Annotated in this window: 15 protein-coding genes and 1 tRNA gene; 8 read left to right on the top strand and 8 right to left on the bottom strand. The window is 72.7% G+C overall.

What is annotated here, in order from left to right:
* The 3 genes from glmU to ACIQU6_RS14590 all read right to left on the bottom strand — a co-directional run bounded on the left by glmU (nucleotide 1) and on the right by ACIQU6_RS14590 (nucleotide 2,556).
* Nucleotides 1-1,485 carry a bifunctional UDP-N-acetylglucosamine diphosphorylase/glucosamine-1-phosphate N-acetyltransferase GlmU gene (glmU, locus tag ACIQU6_RS14600; protein WP_403481961.1) on the bottom strand — a complete coding sequence of 495 codons (1,485 nt, stop codon included), beginning with the start codon at nucleotides 1,483-1,485 and terminating at the stop codon, nucleotides 1-3.
* 121 nt (nucleotides 1,486-1,606) lie between these two features.
* Nucleotides 1,607-1,678 (bottom strand) — tRNA-Gln (locus tag ACIQU6_RS14595).
* Between the two features lie 29 nt (nucleotides 1,679-1,707).
* Nucleotides 1,708-2,556, bottom strand: coding sequence for a hypothetical protein (locus tag ACIQU6_RS14590; RefSeq protein ID WP_403481960.1), 849 nt, complete (start codon nucleotides 2,554-2,556; stop codon nucleotides 1,708-1,710).
* A 156-nt stretch (nucleotides 2,557-2,712) separates the two neighbouring features.
* On the opposite strand from ACIQU6_RS14590, the gene ACIQU6_RS14585 reads away from it, so the two are divergent.
* Nucleotides 2,713-4,161: a sensor histidine kinase gene (locus tag ACIQU6_RS14585; protein WP_403481959.1), complete on the top strand. Its 1,449-nt coding sequence runs from the start codon at nucleotides 2,713-2,715 to the stop codon at nucleotides 4,159-4,161.
* Between the two features lie 66 nt (nucleotides 4,162-4,227).
* Here ACIQU6_RS14585 and ACIQU6_RS14580 read toward each other — a convergent pair whose 3' ends face one another.
* Together ACIQU6_RS14580 and ACIQU6_RS14575 are read right to left on the bottom strand one after the other, a co-directional pair.
* On the bottom strand, nucleotides 4,228-4,785 hold the full coding sequence (locus tag ACIQU6_RS14580; protein WP_403481958.1) for an SUKH-3 domain-containing protein: 558 nt from the start codon (nucleotides 4,783-4,785) through the stop codon (nucleotides 4,228-4,230).
* A gap of 8 nt (nucleotides 4,786-4,793) precedes the next feature.
* Nucleotides 4,794-5,327, bottom strand: a complete 534-nt coding sequence (locus tag ACIQU6_RS14575) for a YwqJ-related putative deaminase (RefSeq protein WP_403481957.1) — start codon at nucleotides 5,325-5,327, stop codon at nucleotides 4,794-4,796.
* Nucleotides 5,328-5,815: 488 nt separating this feature from the next.
* Between ACIQU6_RS14575 and ACIQU6_RS14570 the strand changes: the two genes are divergently transcribed.
* The 3 genes from ACIQU6_RS14570 to ACIQU6_RS14560 all read left to right on the top strand — a co-directional run bounded on the left by ACIQU6_RS14570 (nucleotide 5,816) and on the right by ACIQU6_RS14560 (nucleotide 12,006).
* Nucleotides 5,816-6,823 carry an HNH endonuclease gene (locus ACIQU6_RS14570; RefSeq protein WP_403481956.1) on the top strand — a complete coding sequence of 336 codons (1,008 nt, stop codon included), beginning with the start codon at nucleotides 5,816-5,818 and terminating at the stop codon, nucleotides 6,821-6,823.
* 5 nt (nucleotides 6,824-6,828) lie between these two features.
* Nucleotides 6,829-9,810 (top strand): SUKH-4 family immunity protein, encoded by a 2,982-nt coding sequence (locus tag ACIQU6_RS14565; protein ID WP_403481955.1) that lies wholly within the window; start codon nucleotides 6,829-6,831, stop codon nucleotides 9,808-9,810.
* Nucleotides 9,811-11,034: 1,224 nt separating this feature from the next.
* Nucleotides 11,035-12,006: a cellulose-binding protein gene (locus tag ACIQU6_RS14560; protein WP_403481954.1), complete on the top strand. Its 972-nt coding sequence runs from the start codon at nucleotides 11,035-11,037 to the stop codon at nucleotides 12,004-12,006.
* Between the two features lie 110 nt (nucleotides 12,007-12,116).
* On the opposite strand, the gene ACIQU6_RS14555 is transcribed toward ACIQU6_RS14560, so the two are convergent.
* Entirely contained in the window at nucleotides 12,117-13,829 is a 1,713-nt protein-coding gene (locus ACIQU6_RS14555; protein WP_403482043.1) for an MFS transporter, read from the bottom strand.
* Nucleotides 13,830-14,264: 435 nt separating this feature from the next.
* Here ACIQU6_RS14555 and mfd point away from each other — a divergent pair, with 435 nt between their 5' ends.
* Nucleotides 14,265-17,807 carry a transcription-repair coupling factor gene (mfd, locus tag ACIQU6_RS14550; RefSeq protein ID WP_403481953.1) on the top strand — a complete coding sequence of 1,181 codons (3,543 nt, stop codon included), beginning with the start codon at nucleotides 14,265-14,267 and terminating at the stop codon, nucleotides 17,805-17,807.
* A gap of 216 nt (nucleotides 17,808-18,023) precedes the next feature.
* Here the strand turns inward: mfd and ACIQU6_RS14545 are convergent, their stop codons facing one another.
* Nucleotides 18,024-19,475, bottom strand: a complete 1,452-nt coding sequence (locus ACIQU6_RS14545; RefSeq protein WP_403481952.1) for a DUF2079 domain-containing protein — start codon at nucleotides 19,473-19,475, stop codon at nucleotides 18,024-18,026.
* A 128-nt stretch (nucleotides 19,476-19,603) separates the two neighbouring features.
* Here ACIQU6_RS14545 and ACIQU6_RS14540 point away from each other — a divergent pair, with 128 nt between their 5' ends.
* The 3 genes from ACIQU6_RS14540 (at nucleotide 19,604) to ACIQU6_RS14530 (ending at nucleotide 22,478) form a co-directional block, all read left to right on the top strand.
* On the top strand, nucleotides 19,604-20,392 hold the full coding sequence (locus ACIQU6_RS14540) for an HNH endonuclease family protein (RefSeq protein WP_403481951.1): 789 nt from the start codon (nucleotides 19,604-19,606) through the stop codon (nucleotides 20,390-20,392).
* A 316-nt stretch (nucleotides 20,393-20,708) separates the two neighbouring features.
* The gene (locus ACIQU6_RS14535; protein WP_403481950.1) at nucleotides 20,709-21,350 is read left to right on the top strand and encodes a SurA N-terminal domain-containing protein; all 642 of its coding nucleotides are present in this window, start codon (nucleotides 20,709-20,711) and stop codon (nucleotides 21,348-21,350) included.
* A 114-nt stretch (nucleotides 21,351-21,464) separates the two neighbouring features.
* Nucleotides 21,465-22,478, top strand: a complete 1,014-nt coding sequence (locus ACIQU6_RS14530; RefSeq protein WP_403481949.1) for a nucleoside triphosphate pyrophosphohydrolase — start codon at nucleotides 21,465-21,467, stop codon at nucleotides 22,476-22,478.
* A 616-nt stretch (nucleotides 22,479-23,094) separates the two neighbouring features.
* Here the strand turns inward: ACIQU6_RS14530 and ACIQU6_RS14525 are convergent.
* Nucleotides 23,095-23,940 carry a helix-turn-helix domain-containing protein gene (locus tag ACIQU6_RS14525; protein WP_403481948.1) on the bottom strand — a complete coding sequence of 282 codons (846 nt, stop codon included), beginning with the start codon at nucleotides 23,938-23,940 and terminating at the stop codon, nucleotides 23,095-23,097.
* Nucleotides 23,941-23,957: the final 17 nt, after the last annotated feature.

Genomic DNA, 23,957 nt, shown 5'->3' with positions numbered 1-23,957 from the left:
TCACCGCTCACCCTCGGACGCCGCGTCAGAACCCTGACCCGACTCCGAATCGCGAGCGGACGAAGCGGCCTGCGCGGCGGCGCTCCCGGGCCGCTTGCGCGCGACCCAACCCTCGATGTTCCGCTGCTGGCCGCGCGCGACCGCCAACGAACCCGGGGGCACATCCTTGGTAATGACCGAACCGGCCGCGGTGTACGCGCCGTCCCCGATCGTCACGGGCGCCACGAACATGTTGTCCGAGCCCGTCTTGCAGTGCGACCCCACCGTCGTGTGGTGCTTCGCCTCACCGTCGTAGTTCACGAACACGCTCGCCGCACCGATGTTGGTGTACTCACCGATCGTCGCATCACCGACATACGACAGATGCGGCACCTTCGTGCCCTCACCGATCTGCGCGTTCTTCATCTCGACGAACGTCCCGGCCTTCGCCTTCACGCTCAGCACCGTCCCCGGACGCAGGTACGCGTACGGACCCACCGAAGCCTCCGGCCCGACCTCGGCACCCTCCGCCACCGTGAACGCCACCGACGCCCCCGCACCCACGACCGTGTCCTTCAGCCGCGACTGCGGACCCACCTCGGAACCCGACCCCAGATGCGTCGAACCCAACAACTGCGTCCCCGGCTGCACCGTCGCGTCCTGCTCGAACGTCACCGACACGTCCACCCACGTCGACGCCGGATCCACCACCGTCACACCGGCGAGCATCGCCCGCTCCAGCAGCCGCGCGTTGAGCAGCCGCCGCGCCTCCGCCAACTGCACCCGGTTGTTGATCCCCAGGATCTCCCGGTGGTCCGCCGCCACCGCGGCCCCCACCCGGTGCCCGGCCGACCGCAGGATCCCCAGCACGTCCGTGAGGTACTCCTCACCCTGACTGTTGTCCGTGCGCACCTTGCCCAGCGCCTCCACCAACAGCCGCGCGTCGAACGCGAACACCCCGGAGTTGATCTCCCGGATCTCCCGCTGCGCCTCGCTGGCGTCCTTGTGCTCGACGATCTCGGTGACCGCGCCGGACGCCTCGTCCCGCACGATCCGCCCGTAGCCCGTCGCGTCCGGCACCTCGGCCGACAGCACCGTCACGGCGTTCTTGTCCGTGGCGTGCGTCTCACTGAGCCTGGCCAGTGTCTCGCCGGTCAGCAGCGGGGTGTCGCCGCACACCACGACGACCGTGCCGTCGAGCGTGATGCCGTCCCCGCTCAGCTCCTCCAGCGCCGTGCGCACGGCGTGGCCGGTGCCCTTCTGCTCGTGCTGCACGGCGGTACGAGCGGCGGGATCGATCGCGGCGAGGTGCTCGCGCACCTGCTCGCGGGCGTGGCCGACGACCACGACGAGGTGCTCGGGGTCCAGCTCACGGGAGGCGGCCACGACATGGCCGACGAGGGATCGGCCGCAGATCGCGTGCAGGACCTTGGGGGTCGTCGACTTCATGCGGGTTCCCTCACCCGCTGCGAGAACGACGACGGCGGCCGGGCGGTTGGCGCTCACGGGATGCCCTTCGGCTTCTTGGCTTCTTCGGGTGGTGGACACCCGAAGGATACCGGGGCGTATTGAGGGGGAAACGAGCGCGGGTCCTGACCGAATGGTCAGGACCCGAACTCCGTGTTTGCTCCCCTGCCAGGACTCGAACCTGGAACAAATCATCCAAAGTGACCCGTGTTGCCAATTACACCACAGGGGAACGTAAAGCGGGCCAAACCGGACATCCCGTCAGGCTGCCCGCTTGGCACCCAACACTATGCCGTACCACCAGCCTTCGATGCGACGGTATAGGTCAGCGCTTTGCAGCACGCGGATCACCAGGCAGCCGTAATAGCCCGCTCCCGTGTTCTTGCGGACGGTCTTCGGATTGTGCTTCTTGATCGTGGTTTTCTGGAGTGCGGCGACGTCGACGCCTACGAGATCGGCCCAGTAGTGCTCGGCGGCGGCCACGTCTGCAGTGACATGAATCATCACGCAATAACGCAGCCGCTCCGGCTCGACGCCGAGCAGCCGCAACCAGGCCAGGAAGACCTCGATCACGCCCGGGTCGCTATTGACGAAGACGATGTGTTCCCGCCGGGCGTACGACTTGTCCTTCATGCCCTCGGCCCAGTACAGCGCCGCGCCGGCGAAGAGCAGTTCCCGGTCCGACAGGGTGTCGACCTCGGCCTCCGCCGCGTCCTTGGTGCGCTGGCGTTCCTCGTCGCGCACGGCCAACTCGTGGTCCCAGCGTTTCCGGCTGGCGATCCGGGCCTGTTCCGACGGTGATCGTCGGGGAGGCTTCGGCAGGTCTCGTACCCAGAGCGAGATCGAGCTCTTCGAGCAGCCCAGTTCGAGCTGGATCTGGTCGTAGGTCAGGCCCTGCGTGCGTAGCTCGCGGGCCCTCGCCCGCTGGTCGTCCTTGGCGTTGGGGCGCTTGGTCCACTCCGGGGGCGGGGTGCCGTCCAGGAGGCGGTTGAGGAGGTCGTTGTTGTGGAGGTTCAGGCGGTCGCGGATCTGGCGGCGGCTGAGGCCGGTGCGACGGAGGGCGACGGCGTGCGGGCGGAGGGCTTCGTAGTCGGGGTGGTCGTGGGGCATGGGGTCAGGTTGGTGGGGGTGCGGGGTGCGGAGGGGCGAAAATGCGAGCGATTCAACAGTTCGAGCGATAACTGGCCGTAGTGGTGGGTAACGGGCCGGTCAGTGTGCTGGGGCGGAGCCCCGGGAAGCGGGGGCGGCGCCCGTACGCTGGTCGGTATGACCGCAACGGGGGCAAGTGAGAGCGTGGCTGCGCGAGGGACGCCGGGGGGCGGTCCTTGGTGGTGGGCGCGGCGTCGCAGCGCGGTGCTGGACGTGGTGCTGGCGGTGCTGTCGACGGCGGAGTGCGCGGCGGAGGGGGTGCCGTTCGCGCACACGGCGGGGGTGCCGGTGGCGGTGGGGGTGCTGCTGGGACTGGTGGCCGGGCCGGTGCTGTTGGTGCGCCGGCGGTGGCCGGTCGCGGTGGTGCTGGTGTCGATCGCCGTGATGCCCGCGGAGATGGGTGTGCTGCTGGGCGTGGTGGGGCTCTACTCGTTGGCGGCGTCGGATGTGCCGCGGCGGATCATCGGGTTGTTGGCCGGGATGACGGTCGCGGGCACGGTGCTGACGACGTTCCTCAGCATGCGGCAGGACGTGGTGACGGAGCCGGGCTTCCATCCGCCGGTGTGGTTCGTGGCGTTGATGGCGCTGACGGTGGGGCTGGTGCTGTCGGCTCCGCCGGTGTTGTGGGGGTTGTACGTCGGTGCCCGGCGGCGGTTGGTGGAGAGCCTGCGGGAGCGGGCGGACGGTCTGGAGCGGGAGCTGTCGCTGCTGGCGGAGCGGGCCGAGGAGCGGGCGGAGTGGGCCCGTAACGAGGAGCGGACGCGGATCGCGCGGGAGATGCACGACGTGGTGGCGCACCGGGTGAGTCTGATGGTGGTGCATGCGGCGGCGTTGCAGGCGGTGGCGTTGAAGGATCCGGAGAAGGCGTCGCGGAACGCCGCTTTGGTGGGGGACATGGGGCGGCAGGCGTTGACGGAGTTGCGGGAGATGTTGGGGGTGCTGCGGACCGCGGAGGGTTCGGCGGTGCTCGGGTCGGGGGGTTCGGACGAGCCGGAGCGGTTGGCGGCGGTGGCGTCGCGGGTGTCGCAGCAGGCGGCCGGGGGCGCGGTGGCGCAGGCGGCGGCCGGTGGGTCGGCGGGCGGTGCGGAGCCGGAGGGGGACGGTCCGTGGTTGTCGGAGTTGGGGGAGTTGGTGGAGCAGTCCCGGGCGGCCGGGATGGCGGTGGAGTTCGCGGTGCAGGGGGCCGCGGACGGCGATGGTGACGGTGACGCGGGGGAGGTGGCCGCGGGGGGTTCCGGTGGGTCCCGGTATGCGGCGCGGGTGGAGCAGACCGTGTATCGGGTGGTGCAGGAGGCGTTGACGAACGTGCACAAGCACGCGCCGGGTGCGCGGGCGCGGGTGCGGTTGGCGCATCGGGCCGGTGAGGTGGCGGTGCAGGTGGAGAACGGGCCGTCGGAGCGGGGGGCGACGGACGCGGGTCTGCCGAGCGGCGGGAACGGTCTGGTGGGGATGCGGGAGCGGGTGTCGGCGCTGGGCGGCGTGTTCGTGTCCGGGCCGACGGAGGCGGGGGGTTTCCGGGTGTCGGCGGTGGTGCCGCTGGGGGCGTCGGCGGCGCGGGCGGTCTGAGGCGCGGGGCGGTCGTCCGTGCCGCCGGTGGGCCGGTCGTCGGCCCGTTGATCAACGTGGCGTGCGTCAGGCGTCGTTGGCGACCGTGAGGCGGCTGGGGCGGGTGCCGAGGATGAGGGTGCCGAGGGCCTGGTCGAGGTCGGGGCCGAGGTACCAGTCGCCGGTGTGGTCGAGGCTGTAGACGCGGCCCTCGGTGTCGATGGCGAGGGTGGCCTGGGGGTGGGTGGTGCCGCGGGTGGCCTTGGTGTCGGGGAGTTGTTCCTGGCCGAGCGGGGCGACGTGGGTGTCGAGGGCGCGGCCGAGGTCGCCGAGGGTGCGGGCGAGGTGGAGGCCGAGCAGCGGGTCGATGACGAACGGGGTGGGGGCGATGTGGCGGCCGGGGCCGGGGCCGGTGATGCGCAGGCCGCCGAATTCGGCCCAGGCTTCGACGGCGGCGGGGAAGACGGTGTGGCGGTGGCCGGCGGGGGAGGTGTGGGCGCGGAGGGTGTCGGCCCAGCTTTCGGCCTGGTGTATGTCCCAGCGCCCGGGTTGCCAGCCGGCGTCCTGGAGGGCGATGTCGACGGCGGCGGGGAAGCGGGTGGAGCCGGTGCCGTCGGGGGCGGGGGTGCGGGGGGTGGGCGGCATGGTGGTGGTCAGCTCCCTTGGGGCGTCGTGGCCCCGATGGGCATGACGCCGAAGTGGGCGAGGAGTGCGTCGCAGGAGCGGCAGGGGGGCGCGTAGCTGCCGTGTTGGGGGTCGCCGTCCTCGCGGATGTGTCGTGCGGTGATCTTGGAGTGTTTCAGGGAGCGGCGGGCCTCGCCGTTGGTGAGGGGTTTGCGGGAGGCGCGTTTGCCGCGGTTGCTCTCGACGGCGGTGAGGTGGCGGGAGAGCAGGACGGCTTCGGGGCAGCGGCCGGTGAAGCGGTCGCGCTGGGCGGTGGTGAGGGTGTCCAGGAAGTCCTGGACGAGGGGGTGGAGGGTGGGGGGCTGTTCGGCCTTGCTGGCGGTGCAGGTGAGGGTTTGTCCGCGTACCGACAGGGCGGCGCCGATGGTGGGGAGGATGCCGTCGCGGCGGTGGTGGAGGGTGGGGGCGCGGTCGGTGTCGGCGGTGCCGCTCCAGCCGATGCGGGGGTCGCCGCTGGCGCGGGGGTCGCCGGCGGTGGACGTGTGGTGTGCGGTGGTGGTCATGGTGGTGCTTCCCTCCCTGCAATCCCCCCGGTTTGCGGAGGTCAGATTGCCAAATGTGCTGGGCGTTGCGGTAGTCGGGCGCGCTGTCGGGGATGTCACTGGGATGTGACGGTTCGTCGGGTGGCCGTTAACGGCCCTGGTGGGCGGGGTGCGGTGGTGGGTGTGGAGGGTGGCGGGCGGGGTGGGTGAGGTGAGGGTGTCACGGGGCTGACGGACGGTGCCGTTGGAATACGAGTTGGGGTGCGGGCCAGGGGTGCAAACGGGAGGTGTCGCGGCGCCAAGGTGCAAAGAGGGGCGCCCGGGGGCTGGGGCGGGCGCGGGCGGGAGGCGCTGCCGGGGGAGCGGGCGGGTGGCGAAAAGGGGAGATGTCGCCCCGTATCGGCGGCGCTCCGGCGGCGTTGGGGGGCGGTGGTCGGGTGGCGGGAGGGGGTGTTGCGGCACCGCATAGGCTGTGCCCCAAAGCCAGCTTCAGCCAGGGGGCAACCGCGATGACGACAGGTCGGCAAGGGCTGGGGGCGCACCCCGGCCTCCAGGCCGGAGGACGTCCCGTGCCACCGAACTCGGCCTACGCCGGGCAGGTCGTGCATTTCCCGGATCCGGTGCGGGCCGCGCGGTATCCGGCGGGCGTGCGGATGGACGGGAACGGCTTCCCGGACTTCTCGCCGTACGCGCGCGCGGCGGCGGAGATCGCCGAGCCGCCGGAGGGCTTCGGCGTCGACGAGCTGCGGTTGACGGACTTCGTGTCGGCGAACGCGGCGCTGCACGCGCAGGGGCACGAGCTGTGGATAGACGTGCCGTCGGTGGCGACGCCGCACGGTTGGACCTGGCACCACGTGGCGGGGACCCGGCGGATGGAGCTGGTCCCGGTCGAGGTGAAGGCGCTGCTGCGGCACCACGCGGGGCTGGCGACGGCGGCGGTGGCGCATGACAAGCGCGGGACGCGGCCGCTGCAGGAGACGCGTCCGGTGCACTTCGGGCTGCCGCGGCGGGAGTTGGCGGTCGCCGAGGAGCAACTGGTGCAGGCCGAGGAGGCGCTGGGCTACCGGCTGCCGGGGGCGTACCGCTCGTTCCTGAAGGCGGCGGGCGGCTGTGCGCCCGTAGGGGCGGCGCTGGACGCGGAGTTGGGACTCCTGGTCGACCAGCCGTTCTTCACGGTGCGCGACGACGCCGCGGTGAACGACCTGGTCTATGTGAACAAGTGTCTGCGCGACCACTTCACCAAGGACTACCTGGGGGTGGCGTTCGCGCAGGGCGGGGTGGTCGCGGTGAAGGTGCGCGGCGAGGCGTCGGGCTCGGTGTGGTTCTGTGCCTACGACGACGCCCGGGATCAGGACGGGTGGTCGGTGCAGGAGCGGGTGGAGCGGCTGATGTTGCCCTGTGGTGCGGATTTCGATGACTTCCTCCAGCGGCTGGCGGGGAATCCGCCGGAGTTGGAGACGGTGGCGAACCTGATGGTGGACGGCGGTTTCGCGTACGCCGTGCCGGTGGGGGGCTGATCGCGGTGGTGACGTTCGCGCAGGCGCAGGAGCGCGCGGAGCGGTGGGTGAACGGCGAGGTGCCGCCGGCGTTCCAGCGCGAGGTGCGGGTGCGGGAGTTCGCGTTGGGCTTCGTGGCCTGGGCGGAGGACCGCGAGGACGGCCCGGTGGGCGAGGGCGGCCGGAGCCGGCTGGTGATCGCGCGGGACAGCGGGGAGACGACGCTGTGGCCGGGGCTGCCGGTGGGCGAGGTGATCCGCCGTTACGAGGAGGAGTACGGCGCACCGGCGGACGCCGGGTACGGGGCGGCGGAACCGCCGCAACGGATCGACCTGGAGGCCACGTCGTTCCTGCTGACGCCACCGGAGTGGCTCCAGGAGGCGGCGGACGCGATGGGGATCGGGGTCCGGAAGGGCGGGACCTTCGGGGGCGCTTCCGGGGCCGGTTCCGGTTCCGCGTCCGGTTCTGGTTCCGATTCGGCTGGATCCGCCTCGGCTGGTTCTGGTGCTGGCTCTGCCGTTGGGGTTGGGGCGGCGGTTGGGGCCGAGGCTGATGCGGAGTCTGGTTCTGGTGATGGGTTCGGTGCTGGTGCTGAATCCGTGAGTGCTTCCGGGGGTGACGCTGGGCGGTCCTCTGGGGAGGAGGCTGTTCCCGGGGCCGTCCCCGGGCCCGCTACGGCGGACGCCTGGGCCGACGTGAGCGTGAACGCCGGGTCGGACGCCGCGCACGCCACGCCCCCGCCCGCTTCTCCCGCTCTCTCGGGGGACGACGCGCCGTGGGCCGCCGCGGACACCACCGCGGGCGGGGCCGGCGAGGGCCTTTCGGTGGCGCCGCCGCAGACCGTGTTCGCGCCGCCGCTCGCCGGTTCCGACGACGAGGACACCCCGTCGACGCCGCGGGTGCGCCCCGACGCCAAGACCGAACTGCTGCAACGCGACAGCCAGTTGCCGCGTACGAAGATCTCTCCCGGACTGCCCCCGCGGGCCGGCCAGGCGCCCGGCGGGGCGGGCGGGGACGCTTCCGGTGGGCTGCCTGCGGCGCCCCCGATGCCCTCCGCACCGCCGCCGACGCCGCCCGCGCCGCCCGGCATGCCGCCGGCCCCGCCCGCGCCGTCCGTGGCACCGGCCGACCTGCGCGACCTGCCGCCGCCCACCGGGGCGCCGATCGCCGACGTTCCGCCGCCGCCCGACGCGCGCCCTGGTGAGGCGCCGGCGTCCGGCCCGGCATCCGCATCCGGCTCGGCGTCCCCGGGGCCGGCGGCGGCCGGTGCGCCGGCCGGCGGTTACGTGCCGACGCAGCTCGTGTCCCAACTGGACTCCGCCGACTTGGACTTGAGCGCGGTGGACGGGTCCGGCGAGGGCTCCGGTCAGGGACCTGGCCAGGGCGCCGATCAAGGTGCTGGTGGCGCGGCCGGTTCCGGGGGCGGCGGGGTGCACGCCGCCGCGACGATGCTCGCGGACGGTGCGGCCCTCCAGGCCCCGATGCCCGGCCCGGGCGACGCCGCCGGTGGGGCCGGTGGGGCCGGCGGACCTGGTGGGGCCAGTGGGTCCGGTGGGCCTGGCGGTCCCCGGGTGCCTCCTCCGCCGCCCCCTCCCGGGCCGATTGGTGGGCCCGGGCCCATGGGAGCGTCGGGCCAGTCCGGTGCGTCGGGGCACGCCGGCCCGTCGGCGGGCGGCCAGGGCGGTCCGCCTCCTCCGCCGCCGAACAGCGGGGCGGGGGCCGACGGCGGGGTGCACGCCGCGGCCACGATGCTCGCGTCCGGCGCCGTGCTGTCCGGCGGCCCGGGCGGTCCGCAGGGAGCGGGCCCGGGTGGCCCCGGCATGCCGCCGGCCGCCGGCCCGGGCGGCCCCGGAACGCCGCCCGCCGCCGGCCCCGGCATGCCGCCCGCTCCGCCGATGGCGCCGCCGGCGCAGCCCGGCCCGCCGCCGGGCCCGCCCGGTGCACCGGGCCCCGGGGGACCGGGCGCCGGGACGCAGGGTGCCGCCTCCGGCGCGTACGGCTATCCGCAGCCGCCCAGTGGCCAACCGACCGTCGGCCCCGGCTACATGGCCGTACTGAGCTACCGCGCACCGGACGGCAGCGAGCAGAAGATCGTGCGTCGCTCGGCGCCTGGTACGCCGCACCCGGAGTGGCAACTGCTGCACGAGTTGCGGGCGATGAACGTCCCGCCGCAGCAGGTCGTGGAGCTGCACACCGAGTTGGAGTGCTGCGATCTGCCCGGTGGCTACTGCGCCCGTATGGTGCGGGAGTCCTGGCCGCAGGTGCGGATCAGCCACACCGCCGCGTACGGCAGGGACCATGCGTCGCGGCAGCAGGGCGTCCGTCATCTGGTCGAGCACCAGGGCGAGTTGCACCAGGTCGCCGACGGGCCGGCGCGGCCCGCGCCGGTGCGGGTGCCGCTGCCGCACCCGTCGCAGGTGCAGCCGGTTCCTCCGGCGCCGCCGCAGGCGATCGGGCACGAGCTGGAGCAGTCGTTCGGGCCGCAGGGGATCTTCCGCTTCGACCAGCGGGCGGTCTCCCGGCAGGGCGTGCCGGAGGTCGTCGCGCACACGCTGGTGTGGGCCGGACTGCCGGTCGACTTCGGGCCGTTCTTCTGGGCGCAGGCGCAGCCGGGGCGTCCGGTGCCGACGCTGGCGGAACTGGCGGCGGAGCGACGGGTGCAGCCGGCGCCGGACGCGGGCTCGTACCTGGTCATGGGCAACGACTTCGGTCGCCAACTGTGCGTCCAGTACGGGACCGCGAACATCGTCGCGGTCCCGTTGGAGGCGGGGCCCGGTGGGCAGTCCGTTGCGCCGCAGTTCGTGAACACCGGGCTGCCGGAGTTCGTGCGGTGCCTGGCGATGCTGGGGCGGATGTGGCGCCTGCGGTACGGGCTGACGCCCGAGCAGGCCGGCCGGTGGACGGTGGACTTCCAGGCGCAACTGGTGGCGTTGGACCCGCCGGCGCTGGGGTCGCCGGAGACGTGGTGGTCGGTGCTGCTGGAACAGATGTGGGACGGCCTGTTGTAGCGGTGCGTGGCGCGATGCGTGGGCCTTCCCACGTTGTGGCCGGCGTGGTGGTTGCCTTCCGCCGGGCCCGGCCGGTGGGTGGTCGCGGGCCGTGGCGGCGGGGTGGGGTGGGTCGTGGTCGCCCCGCGCTGTTGTCTGTCCGGCTTCGTGGTGGCTGGGGTGGTCTCGCCTACTCTCCGGTGGGTGCCGGGGCGGAGGGGCTGTCCCGGAACCCGTCCTCGGTGCGGGCGCCTCTGGTCCGTCAGATGAGGAATGCCCGGGAATTCGCTCCGGATCCTGCGGGCGGGCTCCGGGACGGCCCCTCCGCCCCGGCGCCGCGGGCGACTTGCCCGCCGTCTCGGCCGGGGGCGGCTACGCGGTCGCGTCCCCTGGTGCAGCGTGCCGCCCGCGGCCGGCCCGCCGGCTGACCCACCGTCCGCGTCGTTGACCACTTGGCCGGCCACGGCCCGCCCCATCCACAGCCCGCCGCCCACTCCTCACTCACCGATTACGATGCGTAACGGAACGTGGAACTCTCCGCCGCCTTACGTTCGTTGCCGGATAAGAGGAGGCGGCGGCGCACAAGGCAGCGGACCGCGCCCGGCCCAACGGGTGGCCACCAACAGGCTGGGAACCACGGAAACCTCCATCAATACGGAGCCTGCAAGGCGCCCGCCCCACCGTGCCCTGGCCAACAACGCCGGGCCCGGCCGCGAACGCCCCTCCCGTCGTCACGGCGGGCGGCCCGGTGCCGGCAGGGTCCGGCCGCCCCTCCCGTCGCCATGGTGTGTGACCCAGTGCCGGCAGGTCCGGTGGAGTCGGCGAATCGGCAGAGTGTGGGAGATGCCGGAGAAGTCGGAGGTGCCGGTGGAGTCGGGATGGTGCGTGGCGGCCCGGGTGGCGGAAGTGGGTGAAAGCCGGCGGAATGCAGGGGTGCCGTAACCGTGGCGTGGGGGCGGCGTTGTGCCGTCGAGGGCGTCAGGGCGGGTCCCGGCCAACCCCCCTCGCGGGCGAAGATCCAATTCCGGCTTCTGGTGGCAAATGACGCATCCTTGGGGGAGGGAATGGGCGGAGTGTCGTGATGAAGCCGCTTCGGGCCGATCCAGAAAGATGTGCGCGGGACTGTGCGGAAGTATGCGGGTCCGCGCGACTGCGTGCGCAGGGAGAGGGGCTTGAGGGATGAGTACTTCGGTTTCGCCATACGGGTTCGAAACCGTGCGAGGGCGCGGCTATCGCCCGGAGGACGTGGATCGGCGCGTTGAGGGGCTCTCGATCGACCGTGATTCCTGCTGGGAGCGCGCTGCCCGGTTGACGGTCCTGTCGAACGAGATGGAGGCCGAACTCGCCGAATTGCACGCGTACGTGGCGCAGCTTCCGGAGCAGACGTACGAGACGCTGGGCAAGCAGGCCCGGTTGATCTTGACGACGGCGGAGTCCGAGGCGACGCGGCTGCGGTCCGGGGCGGAGGCGGACGCGGAGCAGGCGCATGACGACGCGGCCGGGTTCGCGCAGGAGTCGCAGACCGCGGCGGACAAGGCGGCGCAGCGGATGCGCGCGGAGGCCGAGGAGGACGCGCGGCGCATCGAGAAGGCGGCCGCCGAAGAGGTGGCGCAGCTCGTGGCGGAGGCCATCGAGGAGGCCGAGCGGCTGCGGACGTTGGCGGCGGCGGAGCTGACGGAGACCCGGCGGCGCACCGAGCAGTTGCTGAAGGACCAGGAGGTGCGGCACACCGAGGAGTGGGACGCCCTGGAGCGGGAACTGGCGGGCCTGGACACCGAGATGGATCAGCGCGTCGCCGAGTTGGAGGCGCACGGCGAGGCGGTGCGGGCCGAGCGGCGGCGGTTGACGGCGGAGACCGAGGAGGCCGCGCGGCACCGGTCCGAGGACGCCGAGGCGCAGGCGGTGGAGCTGTTGGCGCAGGCCCGGGTCGAGGCGGAGCGGATCGAGCGGGCCGCCGAGCGGGTCGTGCGGGAGCACGACGAGAAGCGCGAGGAGCTTCGGATCCATATGACGCATGTGCGCAACAGCCTGGCGGCGTTGACGGGGAAGGACCCGGCGGACTTCGTCGACCCGGGGGCGGGGGCTCCCGTCGCTTCCGGGTCTGGTTCCGCTTCGGGGGGCGGGGCCGGTGCGCGGGCGGACCACGATCCGGACGACGAGGAGACGTTGGAGACGGAGCTGCCGCGGGTGGACGGGCGCGGTTCGGGGCGGCGTTAGCCGGTACGACGTCGATCCCGCGGCCGGGTGGCCCGGGCCGCAGACGGTCTTGGCGGAGGGCGGCGGCCCGTCCGCGGCCCGGGCCACAGGCCGTTGCGCGCCAGCGGCGATCAATCGGTCCGCAGGCCCGAGGCGTTGCCAGTGGTATCGCCCGTCGCATCGCCGGCGTCGTCCGTGGCGCCGCCCCCGCCGTTCTTCCCGCCCCGGCCCTCGCTCCTGCCTCGTCCGCCCCTGGCGTTGACGTCCCGGGCGCTCCTGTTGTCGTCGCCGTTCCCACTGTCCTCGCCGCCCTCCGGGGCGGGCGCGTGGCCCCCGTCCGATGCGGCAGAGGGGGGAGCCGCCCCCGCCCCCGGACGGGCCTCGGCGTGGAGGGGGAAGCGGCGGGGTGCGAGGAGGAGGACGGCGAGGAAGGCGAGGGCGGCGGCCCCGGCGGCGCCCAGGTAGACGTGCTCGACGGAGGTGGCGACGGCGCGGCGGAGGTAGTCGGCGGCGCCGGTGACGAGGGTGCCGGCGTGTTGGAGGGCGTGCGAGACGGCGTCGAGGTTGTGCGGCAGGCCGGCGCGGATGGCCGTGGGGGCTTGGGTGAGGCGGTCGTTGAGGGTGGCGTTGGCGATGGCGCCGAAGAGGGCCGCGCCGAGGGACTGGCCGACCTGGCGGCAGAAGAGGATGGAGGCGGTGGCGGTGCCGCGCTCGGCGTAGCCGACGGAGGACTGGACGCCGATGATCAGCGGGAGTTGGAAGAGTCCGAGGGCGGCGCCGAGGGCGAGCATGAGCAGGGCGGGCTGCCAGGCGGCGCCGGGGTAGGGGAGCAGGGGGAAGGCGGCCAGGACGAGGGTGGCGGCGCCGATGCCGAGGAGGGCGCAGTTGCGGATGCCGATGCGGTTGTAGACGCGGCTGCTGAGGGCGGTGGACAGCGGCCAGCTCAGGGTCATCACGGAGAGCACGAAGCCGGCGGCGGTGGGGGCGAGGCCGAGGACGGCCTGGGCGTAGGTGGGGAGGAAGACGGCGGGCGCGACCATCAGCAGGCCGAGGGCGCCGAGGGCGAGGTTGACGGCGGAGATGGTGCGGCGGCGCCAGACCCAGCCGGGGATGATCGGGTCGGCGGCGCGGCGTTCGATCAGGACGGTGGCCGCGGTGGCCGCGGCGCTGCCGGCGAGCAGCAGGAGGGACGGGGCGGAGAGCCAGGGCCAGGCGGTGCCGCCCTGGACGACGGCGGTGAGCAGCAGGCCGCCGGCGGCGAAGATGGCGAGGGCGCCGGGCCAGTCGACGCGGGTGCGTTGCCCGGTGGTGGTGGGGTGGTCGCGTCGGGTGTCGTGGAAGTGGCGGACGATCAGCCAGAGGGCGACGGTGCCGACGGGCAGGTTGATGAGGAAGATCCAGCGCCAGTCGCCGTAGGTGGTGAGCAGGCCGCCCAGTCCGGGGCCGGCGACGGCGGAGACGGCCCAGACGCTGGAGAGCTTGGACTGGATCTTGGGGCGTTCCTTCATCGGGTAGAGGTCGGCGGCGATGGTCTGGACGGTGCCCTGGAGGGCGCCGCCGCCCAGTCCCTGGAGGACCCGGAAGGCGATCAGGGAGCCCATGTTCCAGGCGCCGGCGCAGGCCAGCGAGCCGATGAGGAACAGGACGATGCCGGTGAGCAGGATCGGCTTGCGGCCGTGGGTGTCGGAGAGCTTGCCGTAGACGGGGAGGGTGACGGTGACGGCGAGGAGGTAGCCGGAGAACAGCCAGGAGAAGACGGCGAAGCCGCCGAGGTCGCCGACGATCTGGGGGACGGCGGTCGCGATGATCGTCGAGTCGAGGGCGGCCAGCGCCATGCCGAGCATCAGGGCGGCGACGACGGGGCCGCGGCGGGCTTCGGTGCGGGCGCCGGATGGTCGGTTCCCGGTGCCGTCGTTCGGGGCGGTGCCGTTCTGGTCGGTCTCGTGGCTGTCGCCGTGGCTGTCCTGGGTGGTGCGGTTCACCGGGGCCCCCTCCTGCCGTGCGGGCCGACCCGTCGCCCGGTCGCGGCTGGCGCGGGTACGGGGGGTCGGCGCGTATACGTGTAGTCGGCACGATTCCGGGGACACCCTTGCACGCGCGGTGGCCGGGCGGAACGGGGCTTCTCGCAGGGTGGGACGGCGGCGGGCGGTCGTCGGGGCGGCTGGTTGTCGGTGGGCAAGCGTAAGGTGGTCAGCCCTGGTCCGATTGCGCCCGTCGGCGCCTATGCGAGGGGTGGCGGACCGGTCGCGTTGTTCGCCTCGCTGGGACGGAAACCTTTCATGAGCCTGAGTGGTCTGCTCGACGCCGTCGTACGGGACCCGGCGCTCGCCGAAGCGGTCAAGGCCGCGGCCGACGGGCACCGCCCGCATGTCGATCTGGTCGGGCCGCCGGCCGCCCGCCCGTTCGCGGTGGCGGCGCTGGCGCGGCAGGCCGGCCGCCCGGTACTGGCGGTGACGGCCACCGGCCGGGAGGCGGAGGACCTGGCCGCCGCGCTGCGCTCGCTGATGCCGGCCGGCGAGGAGAACTCCGTCGTGGAGTTCCCGTCCTGGGAGACGCTGCCGCACGAGCGCCTCTCGCCGCGCTCGGACACCGTCGGCCGGCGCCTGGCGGTGCTGCGCCGCCTGGCGCACCCGAGCGCCGACGACCCGACGGCCGGCCCGGTCTCGGTCGTGGTCGCGCCGATCCGCTCGGTGCTCCAGCCGCAGGTCAAGGGGTTGGGCGAGCTGGTGCCGGTGAGCCTGCGGACGGGGCAGACGGCCGACCTGGAGGAGGTCGTCGACGGCCTGGCGGCGGCCGCCTACGCGCGGGTCGAACTGGTCGAGAAGCGCGGCGAGTTCGCGGTCCGCGGCGGCATCCTGGACGTCTTCCCGCCCACCGAGGAGCACCCGCTGCGGGTGGAGTTCTGGGGCGATGACGTCGAGGAGATCCGGTACTTCAAGGTCGCCGACCAGCGCTCCCTGGAGGTGGCCGAGCACGGCCTGTGGGCGCCGCCGTGCCGGGAGCTGCTGCTGACGGACGAGGTGCGGGAGCGGGCCGCGGCGCTGGCCGAGGACCATCCGGAGCTGGGCGAGCTGCTGGGGAAGATCGCCGAGGGGATCGCCGTCGAGGGCATGGAGTCCCTGGCCCCTGTGCTCGTCGACGACATGGAGCTGGTGCTGGACGTGCTGCCGGTCGGCAGCATGGCGGTGGTCTGCGATCCGGAGCGGGTGCGGACCCGGGCGGCGGACCTGGTGGCGACGAGCCAGGAGTTCCTCCAGGCGTCCTGGGCGGCGAGCGCCGGCGGGGGCAAGGCGCCGATCGACGTGGGCGCGGCGTCCCTGTGGGGCATCGCCGATGTCCGGGAGCACGCCCGGGAGTTGGGCATGCCGTGGTGGTCGGTCTCGCCGTTCGCCGCCGATGAGGAGGTGGAGGGCGACGGGGACACCCTGAAGCTGGGAATGCACGCCCCGGAGACGTACCGCGGGGACACCCAGCGGGCGTTGGCCGACACCAAGCAGTGGCTGGCGGACGGTTGGCGCACGGTGTTCGTCACCGAGGCGCACGGCCCGGCGGCCCGTACGGTCGAGGTGCTGGGCGGGGAGGGCATCGCTGCCCGGCTGGAGGCCGATCTCGGCGCGATCGCGCCGTCGGTGGTGCACGTGGCGTGCGGCTCGATCGACAACGGCTTCGTCGATCCGGGCCTGAAGGTCGCGGTGCTGACGGAGACGGACCTGTCGGGCCAGAAGGCCGCGGGCAAGGACGCCGCCCGGATGCCGGCCCGCCGCCGCAAGCAGATCGATCCGCTGACCCTTCAGGCCGGCGACTTCATCGTCCACGAACAGCACGGCGTGGGCCGGTACATCGAGATGGTGCAGCGCACCGTCCAGGGCGCCACCCGCGAGTATCTGCTGGTGGAGTACGCGCCGGCCAAGCGCGGCCAGCCCGGGGACCGGCTCTACATCCCCACCGACCAGTTGGAGCAGGTCACCAAGTACGTGGGCGGTGAGGCGCCGACGCTGCACCGGCTCGGCGGCGCGGACTGGACGAAGACCAAGGCGCGCGCCAAGAAGGCGGTCAAGGAGATCGCCGCCGACCTGATCAAGCTGTACTCGGCGCGGATGGCGGCGCCCGGCCACACCTTCGGCCCGGACACGCCCTGGCAGCGGGAGTTGGAGGACGCGTTCCCGTACGCGGAGACGCCCGACCAGCTCACCACGATCGCCGAGGTCAAGGAGGACATGGAGAAGTCGGTCCCGATGGACCGGCTGATCTGTGGCGACGTCGGCTACGGCAAGACCGAGATCGCGGTCCGCGCGGCCTTCAAGGCGGTCCAGGACGGCAAGCAGGTGGCGGTCCTGGTGCCCACCACCCTCCTCGTCCAGCAGCACTACGGCACCTTCACCGAGCGCTACGGCCAGTTCCCGGTCAACGTCAAGGCGCTGTCCCGGTTCCAGACCGACACCGAGGCGAAGGCGACGCTGGAGGGCCTCAAGGACGGCGCCGTCGACATCGTCATCGGCACCCACCGCCTCTTCTCCTCCGAGACGAAGTTCAAGGACCTGGGCCTGGTCATCGTCGACGAGGAGCAGCGCTTCGGCGTCGAGCACAAGGAGCAGCTCAAGAAGCTGCGCGCCAACGTGGACGTGCTGACGATGTCCGCGACGCCGATCCCCCGCACCCTGGAGATGGCGGTCACCGGCATCCGCGAGATGTCGACGATCACCACGCCCCCCGAGGAGCGGCACCCGGTCCTCACCTTCGTCGGCCCCTACGAGCAGAAGCAGATCGGCGCGGCCATCCGCCGCGAACTGCTCCGCGAGGGCCAGGTCTTCTACATCCACAACCGCGTCGAGTCGATCGACCGCGCCGCGGCCCGGTTGCGCGAGATCGTGCCCGAGGCGCGCGTCCAGACCGCGCACGGGCAGATGGGCGAGTCCCAACTGGAGCAGGTGGTGGTCGACTTCTGGGAGAAGAAGTTCGACGTCCTGGTCTCCACCACGATCGTCGAATCCGGCATCGACATCTCCAACGCCAACACCCTGATCGTCGAGCGCGGCGACAACTTCGGCCTCTCGCAACTGCACCAGTTGCGCGGCCGGGTGGGTCGCGGCCGCGAGCGCGGCTACGCCTACTTCCTCTACCCGCCGGAGAAGCCGCTCACCGAGACCGCGCACGAGCGCCTCGCCACGATCGCCCAGCACACCGAGATGGGCGCCGGTATGTACGTGGCCATGAAGGACCTGGAGATCCGCGGCGCGGGCAACCTCCTGGGCGGCGAGCAGTCCGGCCACATCGCGGGCGTCGGCTTCGACCTGTACGTCCGGATGGTCGGGGAGGCGGTGGCCGACTACCGCGCGTCCCTGGAGGGCGGCGTGGAGGAGGAGCCCCCGCTGGAGGTCAAGATCGAGCTCCCGGTGGACGCGCACGTTCCGCACGACTACGCGCCGGGCGAGCAACTGCGCCTCCAGGCGTACCGGGCGATCGCCTCGGCCAACTCCGAGGAGGACATCGCGGCGGTCCGTGAGGAGCTCACCGACCGCTACGGCAAGCTGCCGGAGCCGGTGGAGAACCTCCTCCTGGTCGCCGGTCTGCGGATGCTGGCCCGCTCCTGCGGCGTCACCGACATCACCCTCCAGGGCTCCAACATCCGCTTCGGCCCGGTGGAGTTGCGCGAGTCCCAGGAACTCCGCCTGAAGCGGCTGCATCCCCGTACGATCCTCAAGCCGGCGACGCGGCACGTGTTGGTGCCGCGGCCCACGACGGGGCGGATCGGGGGCAAGCCGGTGGTGGGGCGTGAGCTGCTGGCGTGGGTTGGGGAGTTCCTCACGACGATTCTGAGCTGACCCGCGCGTTTGGCTTCCTCGCCGTTGTTGTTGGTTGTTGTGTGGGCGGGGACGCCGCCCACTGACCGTGGTGTGGTGCCGGGGGTCTGCGGGGTGGGCCGGAGGCCCCCTCCCACACCCGGTACCCACCACCACCCACCGCCGGCCCCACCCCACAAACAACCCCCCCACCAACGGCGAGCAACCCCCACGGCGAGGCATCAACAACGGCGAGGATCAAAGAGAACGGCGGAGGAGAACCACGTCTCCCGCCGCCCCCACCACCACGTACGTCGAGCGCGGATGCCTGGCCTCCGCATCGGTCAGCGCCTTCTCCGCCTCCTGGCCGTCATGCGCCTGCACGGCAACGTAAGCGGGCGCCAACGCCCCCGTGTTGCCGGCCCAGTAGACATGCGTCCGCCCCGTGAGATGGCTCAGCGGGCGGACGTCGGACTCGACCGTCGCCCCGTCGGGAATCCGGTCGAGCAGCCGCTCGGCCGCGACCGCCGGCGGTGGCGTGCGGTACGTCGCGGCCTCGCCCAACCGCGCCAACGGCAGCGTCGTGGTGAGCGCGAGGGCCGTGGCGAGGACGGCGGCGGGCAGGTGGTGGGCGTAGGAGCGTAGCCAGGGGCGCGCGGAGGCTTGGGCGCGCGGGAGGGCGTCGACCAGGGCGAGGAAGACGACCGGCATCAGGACGGCGCTGTAGTGCCAGTCGGTGCCCCAGTAGTGCGGTTCGTGGGAGAGGAAGCGCCAGCCGAGGGTGGGCGCGGCGACGAGGAGGAGGGGGGAGCGCAGGGCGAGCAGGCCGGTGGTGGGGAGCAGTACCCACAGCAGGGTGCGGAGCGCGACGTCGAGGGGGATGGCGGCCCCGCCGTGGTCGCCGAGCTTGGCCCAGTAATCGTATGAACCCGAGCCGTTGAAGGCGGGTATGAGCAGGGTGAGGGTGACGGCGGTGGCCGTCAGGCCGAACGCGACGAGGGCGAGCGGGAGGGGGGCGGGGCGGCGGGCGCGGAGCAGGGCGAGCGCCCCGATGGCGGCGGCGGTGACGCCGAGGTCCTCTTTGACCAGTACGAGGGGGGCGGCCCAGTACACGGCGGTGTTCCAGCGGCCGCGCAGTGCCGCGTCGAGGGCGAAGGCGATCAGCGGTACCGCGAAGGCTATTTCGTGGAAGTCGAAGTCAACTGCCTTCTGGGCGCCCCAGGACAGGCCGTAGGCGAGGCCGAGGGCGAGCCCGCACCGGCGGCCCAGGTGGCGGGCGGCGGCGCGGGTGACGGGTATCGAGGAGAGCGCGAACAGCGCGGCCTGCGCGGTGAGCAGGGTCAGGGGGGAGGGGAGGAGCCGGTAGAAGGGGGCGAGCAGGATCAGGACGGGGCTGAAGTGGTCGCCGAGGATGTTGGTGCCGGGGCCCTTGAGGTCGACGAGGGGGGCCCGGAGGTGGGCGTAGCCGCGGACGGCCTGTTCGAAGATGCCCAGGTCCCAGGAGACGGTGGAGAAGGTGCGGTAGCGCCAGAAGGACAGCGCGGCGTAGGCGAGGAAGAAGAGGCCGGCGATCCAGTACGGGTCCAGGCGCGGGGCGCGGAGCGCGGCGAGCCGGGACGGGATCTGAGGGGCGGTCGGCCGGTGCGGTGCGGCGGGGTACGGGGTGGGCCCGGAGCGGCCGTCCGCCGCCGTCGCTGCGGCCGTGTCCATGAGCGGCGTCCTCACTCTCGATTTTCCGAAAAGATATACGACCGGGATGTGGGCCGATCCGGCGTCCGCCGGCGGCCCCTCCCCTTGCTCACCTGTCCCGCAACCCTGTTGCCACGCTCATGGATTGGATGTCCGACGTGAAGTCGATCGCCCGCCGCTCCGCCGCCCGCTCCCGTACTCCCCGTGCCCTCGCCGTTGCCTCTCTGGCCGCGTTGTTGGCGGTCACCGGCTGCTCCGGGCACGGTGGCGGCTCCTCAGATGCCGGGAACGGTGCGTCGGTTCCCGGGGGCGGCGGGAAGCAGGGGGAGCCGGGCAGCGCGCTGCGCACGTTGGATTCACTGACCGTCAAGCGGGCGGGGACGAAGTCCGGTTACGCCCGGAACCGTTTCGGGACGGCCTGGGCGGACACCGACGGCAACGGCTGCGGCACCCGTGACGACATACTCAAGCGGGATCTGCGGGGCACCAAGTTCCGGGACGCGAAGCAGTGCGTGGTGGTGTCCGGCTCGCTGCCCAAGGACCCGTACACCGGGAAGGCGTTGCAGTACCAGCGGGGGCGCAGCACGATCGACATCGACCATGTGGTGGCGCTGTCGGACGCCTGGCAGACGGGCGCGCGGAGTTGGGACGGCCGCAAGCGGGTGGCGTTGGCCAACGATCCGCTGAACCTGATCGCGGTGGAGGCGTCGGCCAACCGCCGCAAGAGCGACGGGGACGCGGCGGACTGGCTGCCGCCGTACGCCGGTTACCGCTGCACCTATGTCGCGCGGCAGGTGGCGGTGAAGAAGAAGTACGAGCTGTGGGTGACCCGCGAGGAGAAGGCCGCGATGGCGAAGGTCCTCAACTCCTGTCCGCGCGAGGCGCTGCCGGGCGGCGGGAACCCGACGCAGGCGCCGGAGCGCTTCACGGCGAAGTAGCGCCGCACGGGCGCGAGAAGGCCCCTGGCCCGGACCGTGGTGGGCGCGGATCCGGGTCGGGGGCTGGGTGGGTGTGGGGGGTTCCGGACGGGGCGGGCCGGGCCCGGGGGCGGCCGGGGCGGCCAGCGGGGCGAGCCGACGGCCCGAAGGGACCACCGCCGAAGGAACCGACCTCCTCGCGGCTCGTTGGCCGAAGCAGTGGCCTGCGCCACGCCGAATCCCTAGCATCGATCACTCAAGGTCGTTACCAGGTCGGTCGTTGTCAGTTCCGTCGTTGTCAGTTCCGTTGCACGATCTGCATCCGCCGGGAGGCCATGTGTTCCGCCGTAGGACAGCGCTCTCCGTTTCCGCCGCCGCCGCTCTGCTGGCCGCGACCCCGTTGCTCACCGCCTGCGGCTCCGAGGCCCACCCGGGCGCCGCCGCCATCGTGGACGGCAAGCGGATCACCGTCGCCCAGCTCCAGACCCGGGTGAAGGACGTCCGCGCCGCCCAGGCCGCGTCCCCCGAGGGCAACCAACTGATCGCCAACACCGGCCGACTCGGCCTCTCCACCCTCAACGGCATGATCTTCGACGAGGTGCTGGCCCGCAGCGCCGCCGACGCCGGGGTCACGGTCACCCGCGCCGACGTCCAAAAGGGCCGCGCGGCGGCCGAGGAACAGGCCGGCGGCCCGGCCCGGTTGAAGCAGATGTGGCTCCAACAGGGCATCGCCCCCGACCGCGTCGACGCGGTGGTCCGCAACCAACTCCTCCTCGACGGCCTCGCCAAGCACCTGCACGCGGACCGCTCCACGCCCACCGGCCAACGCACCCTCGTCCAGGCCCTGGCGAAGACGTCCCGCTCCCTGGGCGTCGACGTCAACCCCCGCTACGGCACGTGGGACGACCAGCAGGTGATCCTCAGCCAGACCAAGGAGCCGTGGATCGTCCCGTCGACGCCGCGGCAGCAGCAGGCGTAGGGGCGGCGGACCTGGGCGGCGGCCGTCCCGTTCCCCTCGGGGTCGCGGGGCGGCCGCCGCCCTCGCGTCCAGGCGCCCGGGGCACTGTCAGTCCCGTGCGTTACGTTCGTTGATGTGAACGCTGACGCCGCAGACGCCACCCCCGCCGCCGTGCCCCACGCCGAGGCCCCCGGCACCGGCCGCCTGGTCCTGCTCACGACCAGCCACCGGGTCGCCCCCGGCCTGCTCTCCTGGCCCGCGTGGGAGACCCTGCGCACCGCCGACCGCGTCCTGTGCGCCGACCCCGACCACCCCCAGCTTCCCTACCTCCACGAGGCCGGCATCGCGGTGGAGATCGCCACCCCCACCGCCCGCGAGCTGGTCGACGACGTCGTGCCCGGCGACCGCACCGCCGTCGTCCTCACCTCCGCCGACGGCGAGAGCGCCCTCACCGACGGCCTGGCCCGCCTGGCCGGCTCCGGCCGCGAGACCATGCCCGACCTGGAGCTGCTGCCCGGCTCCTACGACCTCCCCGGCGCCCGCCTGCTCGACCTCGTCCAGGTCATGGACCAGATCCGCACCGCGTGCCCCTGGAGCAGCATCCGCACCCACCGCGACCTCGCCAAGTACGGCATCGAGGAGGCGTACGAGCTGGTCGAGGCCATCGAGGAGGGCGACCGCGAGGCGCTCCGCGAGGAGCTCGGCGACGTGCTCCTCCAGGTCGTCTTCCACGCCCGGATCGCCCAGGACGACCCCGACGAGCCGTTCTCCGTCGACGACGTGGCCGGCACGATCGTCGAGAAGCTGCTCCACCGCCACCCCCACGTCTTCGGCACCGAGACCGCCGAGACCCCCGAGGACGTCAAGGCCCACTGGCTCCGCACCAAGGCCGAGGAGAAGCAGCGCGACTCCGTCACCGAGGGCGTCCCCCTCGCCCAGCCCGGCCTCGCCCTCACCGCCAAGCTGGCCTCCCGCGCCCGCACGGCGGGCCTGACCGTGCCCCTCCCCACCGGCCCGGGCATCGGCTACGAACTCCTGGCCCTCGCCGTCCGCGCCGAATCCGAGGGCACCGACCCGGAAGCGGCCCTCCGCGCCGCGGCCCGCGCCTACCGCGACGCGGTCCTGGCGGCGGAGGGGAGCGCGGGGTAGTTCCGCCGGTGAGCAGGGGCGGACAACACAGAGCTCCGTCCACGCACCGCAGTGCACGGACGGAGCCGGTGGTTACGCCCTCACCGCCGAAGTGTCACTTCGCCAAGGGGGCGGACCGGGGTCACTTGCCGTCTCCTCCTTGCGGCTGCGGCTGCGGCTGCGGCTGCGGCTGCGGGTCGCGCGGAGCCTCGGGTGGCATGGGGCCACCGTCGTGTTTCCCGCCATCAGCTTCCAGGCCGTTGGGAAGACGGAACGGGATACCGCGCCACCCCTCGGCGTCGGGCGTGCGCGTTTCATAGGTATCGACACTCGCAGCGCTCAATTACTGACCTCCTCTTTCGCGAGAGGCCACGCCGCCGTACCGTCGAGGGCATGGCCAATAAGCCGCAGAGTGGCTTCTCTGCGGTTGGGGCACCCGTCCCGGCGCTCTACCTGTCCAGGGTTTCCGTCACCGGCGCGGAAGTTGTCCGGCTCTGACCTTCCGCCGGACAGACGTGACGGACTCACGTGCCGGGCTGGGCATGCACCTAGCCGTCCCCGCACGTGGTCCGCATGGCAACAACGCTAGAGACGGCGGGGAGTTGGCCTCAACGAAGTTGCGCGGACTTGCGCCTGCTCACCCGAGGGAGTCGATTGCCGCCGTGATCAGCGCCCGCGCCGGGGCGCCGTAGACAGCCAAGTCCGCCAGGTCAGCGAAGGTGCGGGTGTACATGCTGATCTCGTGTGGCTGCGTGATGGTCAGGAAGGCGGAGACCAGTTCCACGTTGACTTGGGTGTGGTCAAAGATCCAGAAGTCCTCTATCGGCCACAGCGCGGTGCGGTCCGCGTCGAGCGGGATCACTCCCAGGCTGACGTTGGGGAGGGCGGCCACGGACAAGAGGTGGCCGAGTTGGCCGGACATGGTCGTTGCTCCGCCGATGCGGTGCCGTAGGACGTTCTCTTCCAGCAGGATGGCGAAGCGGCGAGGCCCTTCGTGGAGGACGCGTTGCTTGTCCACCCGGACTTGAACGGCCTGGTCCAGATCGTCGGGCAGGGTGCGCCGGTCGCGAATCGCCCTGAGCAACGCCTCGATGTAGGCGCGGGTTTGGAGGGGGCCGGGGATCAGCCACGATGAGTAGGCGCGGAAGTGCCGAGTCCGTTCCCAGAGCGGGAGGACGGACTCCTGTGCCCGACGGAGGCCGGACCGTTCCAGACGTCGCCACTCGACATACGCGCCGTCGATGTTGCGTGCGGTGGCTATGAGATCGGCCGTCTGCTCCTGCGCGCCGCAGTGCAGCGTCCACACCCGCAGATCAGCGTCGGACGGACCGGTACGGCCGTTCTCGATACGGCTGCACTTGCTCTCGTGCCAGCCGGCCCGAGCGGCAAGCTCCCGCGCTGTCAGACCTGAGTCCTTCCGGATCTCGCGCAGACGCTTGCCGAGGGCTGCTCGGGCTTGCTGGATGCTGGACGATGACGTCACGTTCGCGTGTTCCGGGT

It is taken from the genome of Streptomyces sp. NPDC090442 (assembly GCF_044769405.1).
In the GTDB taxonomy this organism is placed as follows: Bacteria; Actinomycetota; Actinomycetes; order Streptomycetales; family Streptomycetaceae; genus Streptomyces.
Note: the sequence above shows the minus strand (reverse complement) of the source record. Positions and strands in the feature narration are given on the sequence as shown.

Excerpts from the sequence above, each read along its gene's own strand:
- ACIQU6_RS14580 (WP_403481958.1), bottom strand. The coding sequence starts at position 4,785 with ATGCCGCCCACCCCCCGCACCCCCGCCCCCGACGGCACCGGCTCCACC.
- ACIQU6_RS14555 (WP_403482043.1), bottom strand. The coding sequence starts at position 13,829 with ATGCTCGGCATGGCGCTGGCCGCCCTCGACTCGACGATCATCGCGACC.
- mfd (WP_403481953.1), top strand. The coding sequence starts at position 14,265 with ATGAGCCTGAGTGGTCTGCTCGACGCCGTCGTACGGGACCCGGCGCTC.
- ACIQU6_RS14540 (WP_403481951.1), top strand. The coding sequence starts at position 19,604 with ATGTCCGACGTGAAGTCGATCGCCCGCCGCTCCGCCGCCCGCTCCCGT.
- ACIQU6_RS14545 (WP_403481952.1), bottom strand. The coding sequence starts at position 19,475 with ATGGACACGGCCGCAGCGACGGCGGCGGACGGCCGCTCCGGGCCCACC.
- ACIQU6_RS14575 (WP_403481957.1), bottom strand. The coding sequence starts at position 5,327 with ATGACCACCACCGCACACCACACGTCCACCGCCGGCGACCCCCGCGCC.
- ACIQU6_RS14570 (WP_403481956.1), top strand. The coding sequence starts at position 5,816 with ATGACGACAGGTCGGCAAGGGCTGGGGGCGCACCCCGGCCTCCAGGCC.
- ACIQU6_RS14585 (WP_403481959.1), top strand. The coding sequence starts at position 2,713 with ATGACCGCAACGGGGGCAAGTGAGAGCGTGGCTGCGCGAGGGACGCCG.
- ACIQU6_RS14590 (WP_403481960.1), bottom strand. The coding sequence starts at position 2,556 with ATGCCCCACGACCACCCCGACTACGAAGCCCTCCGCCCGCACGCCGTC.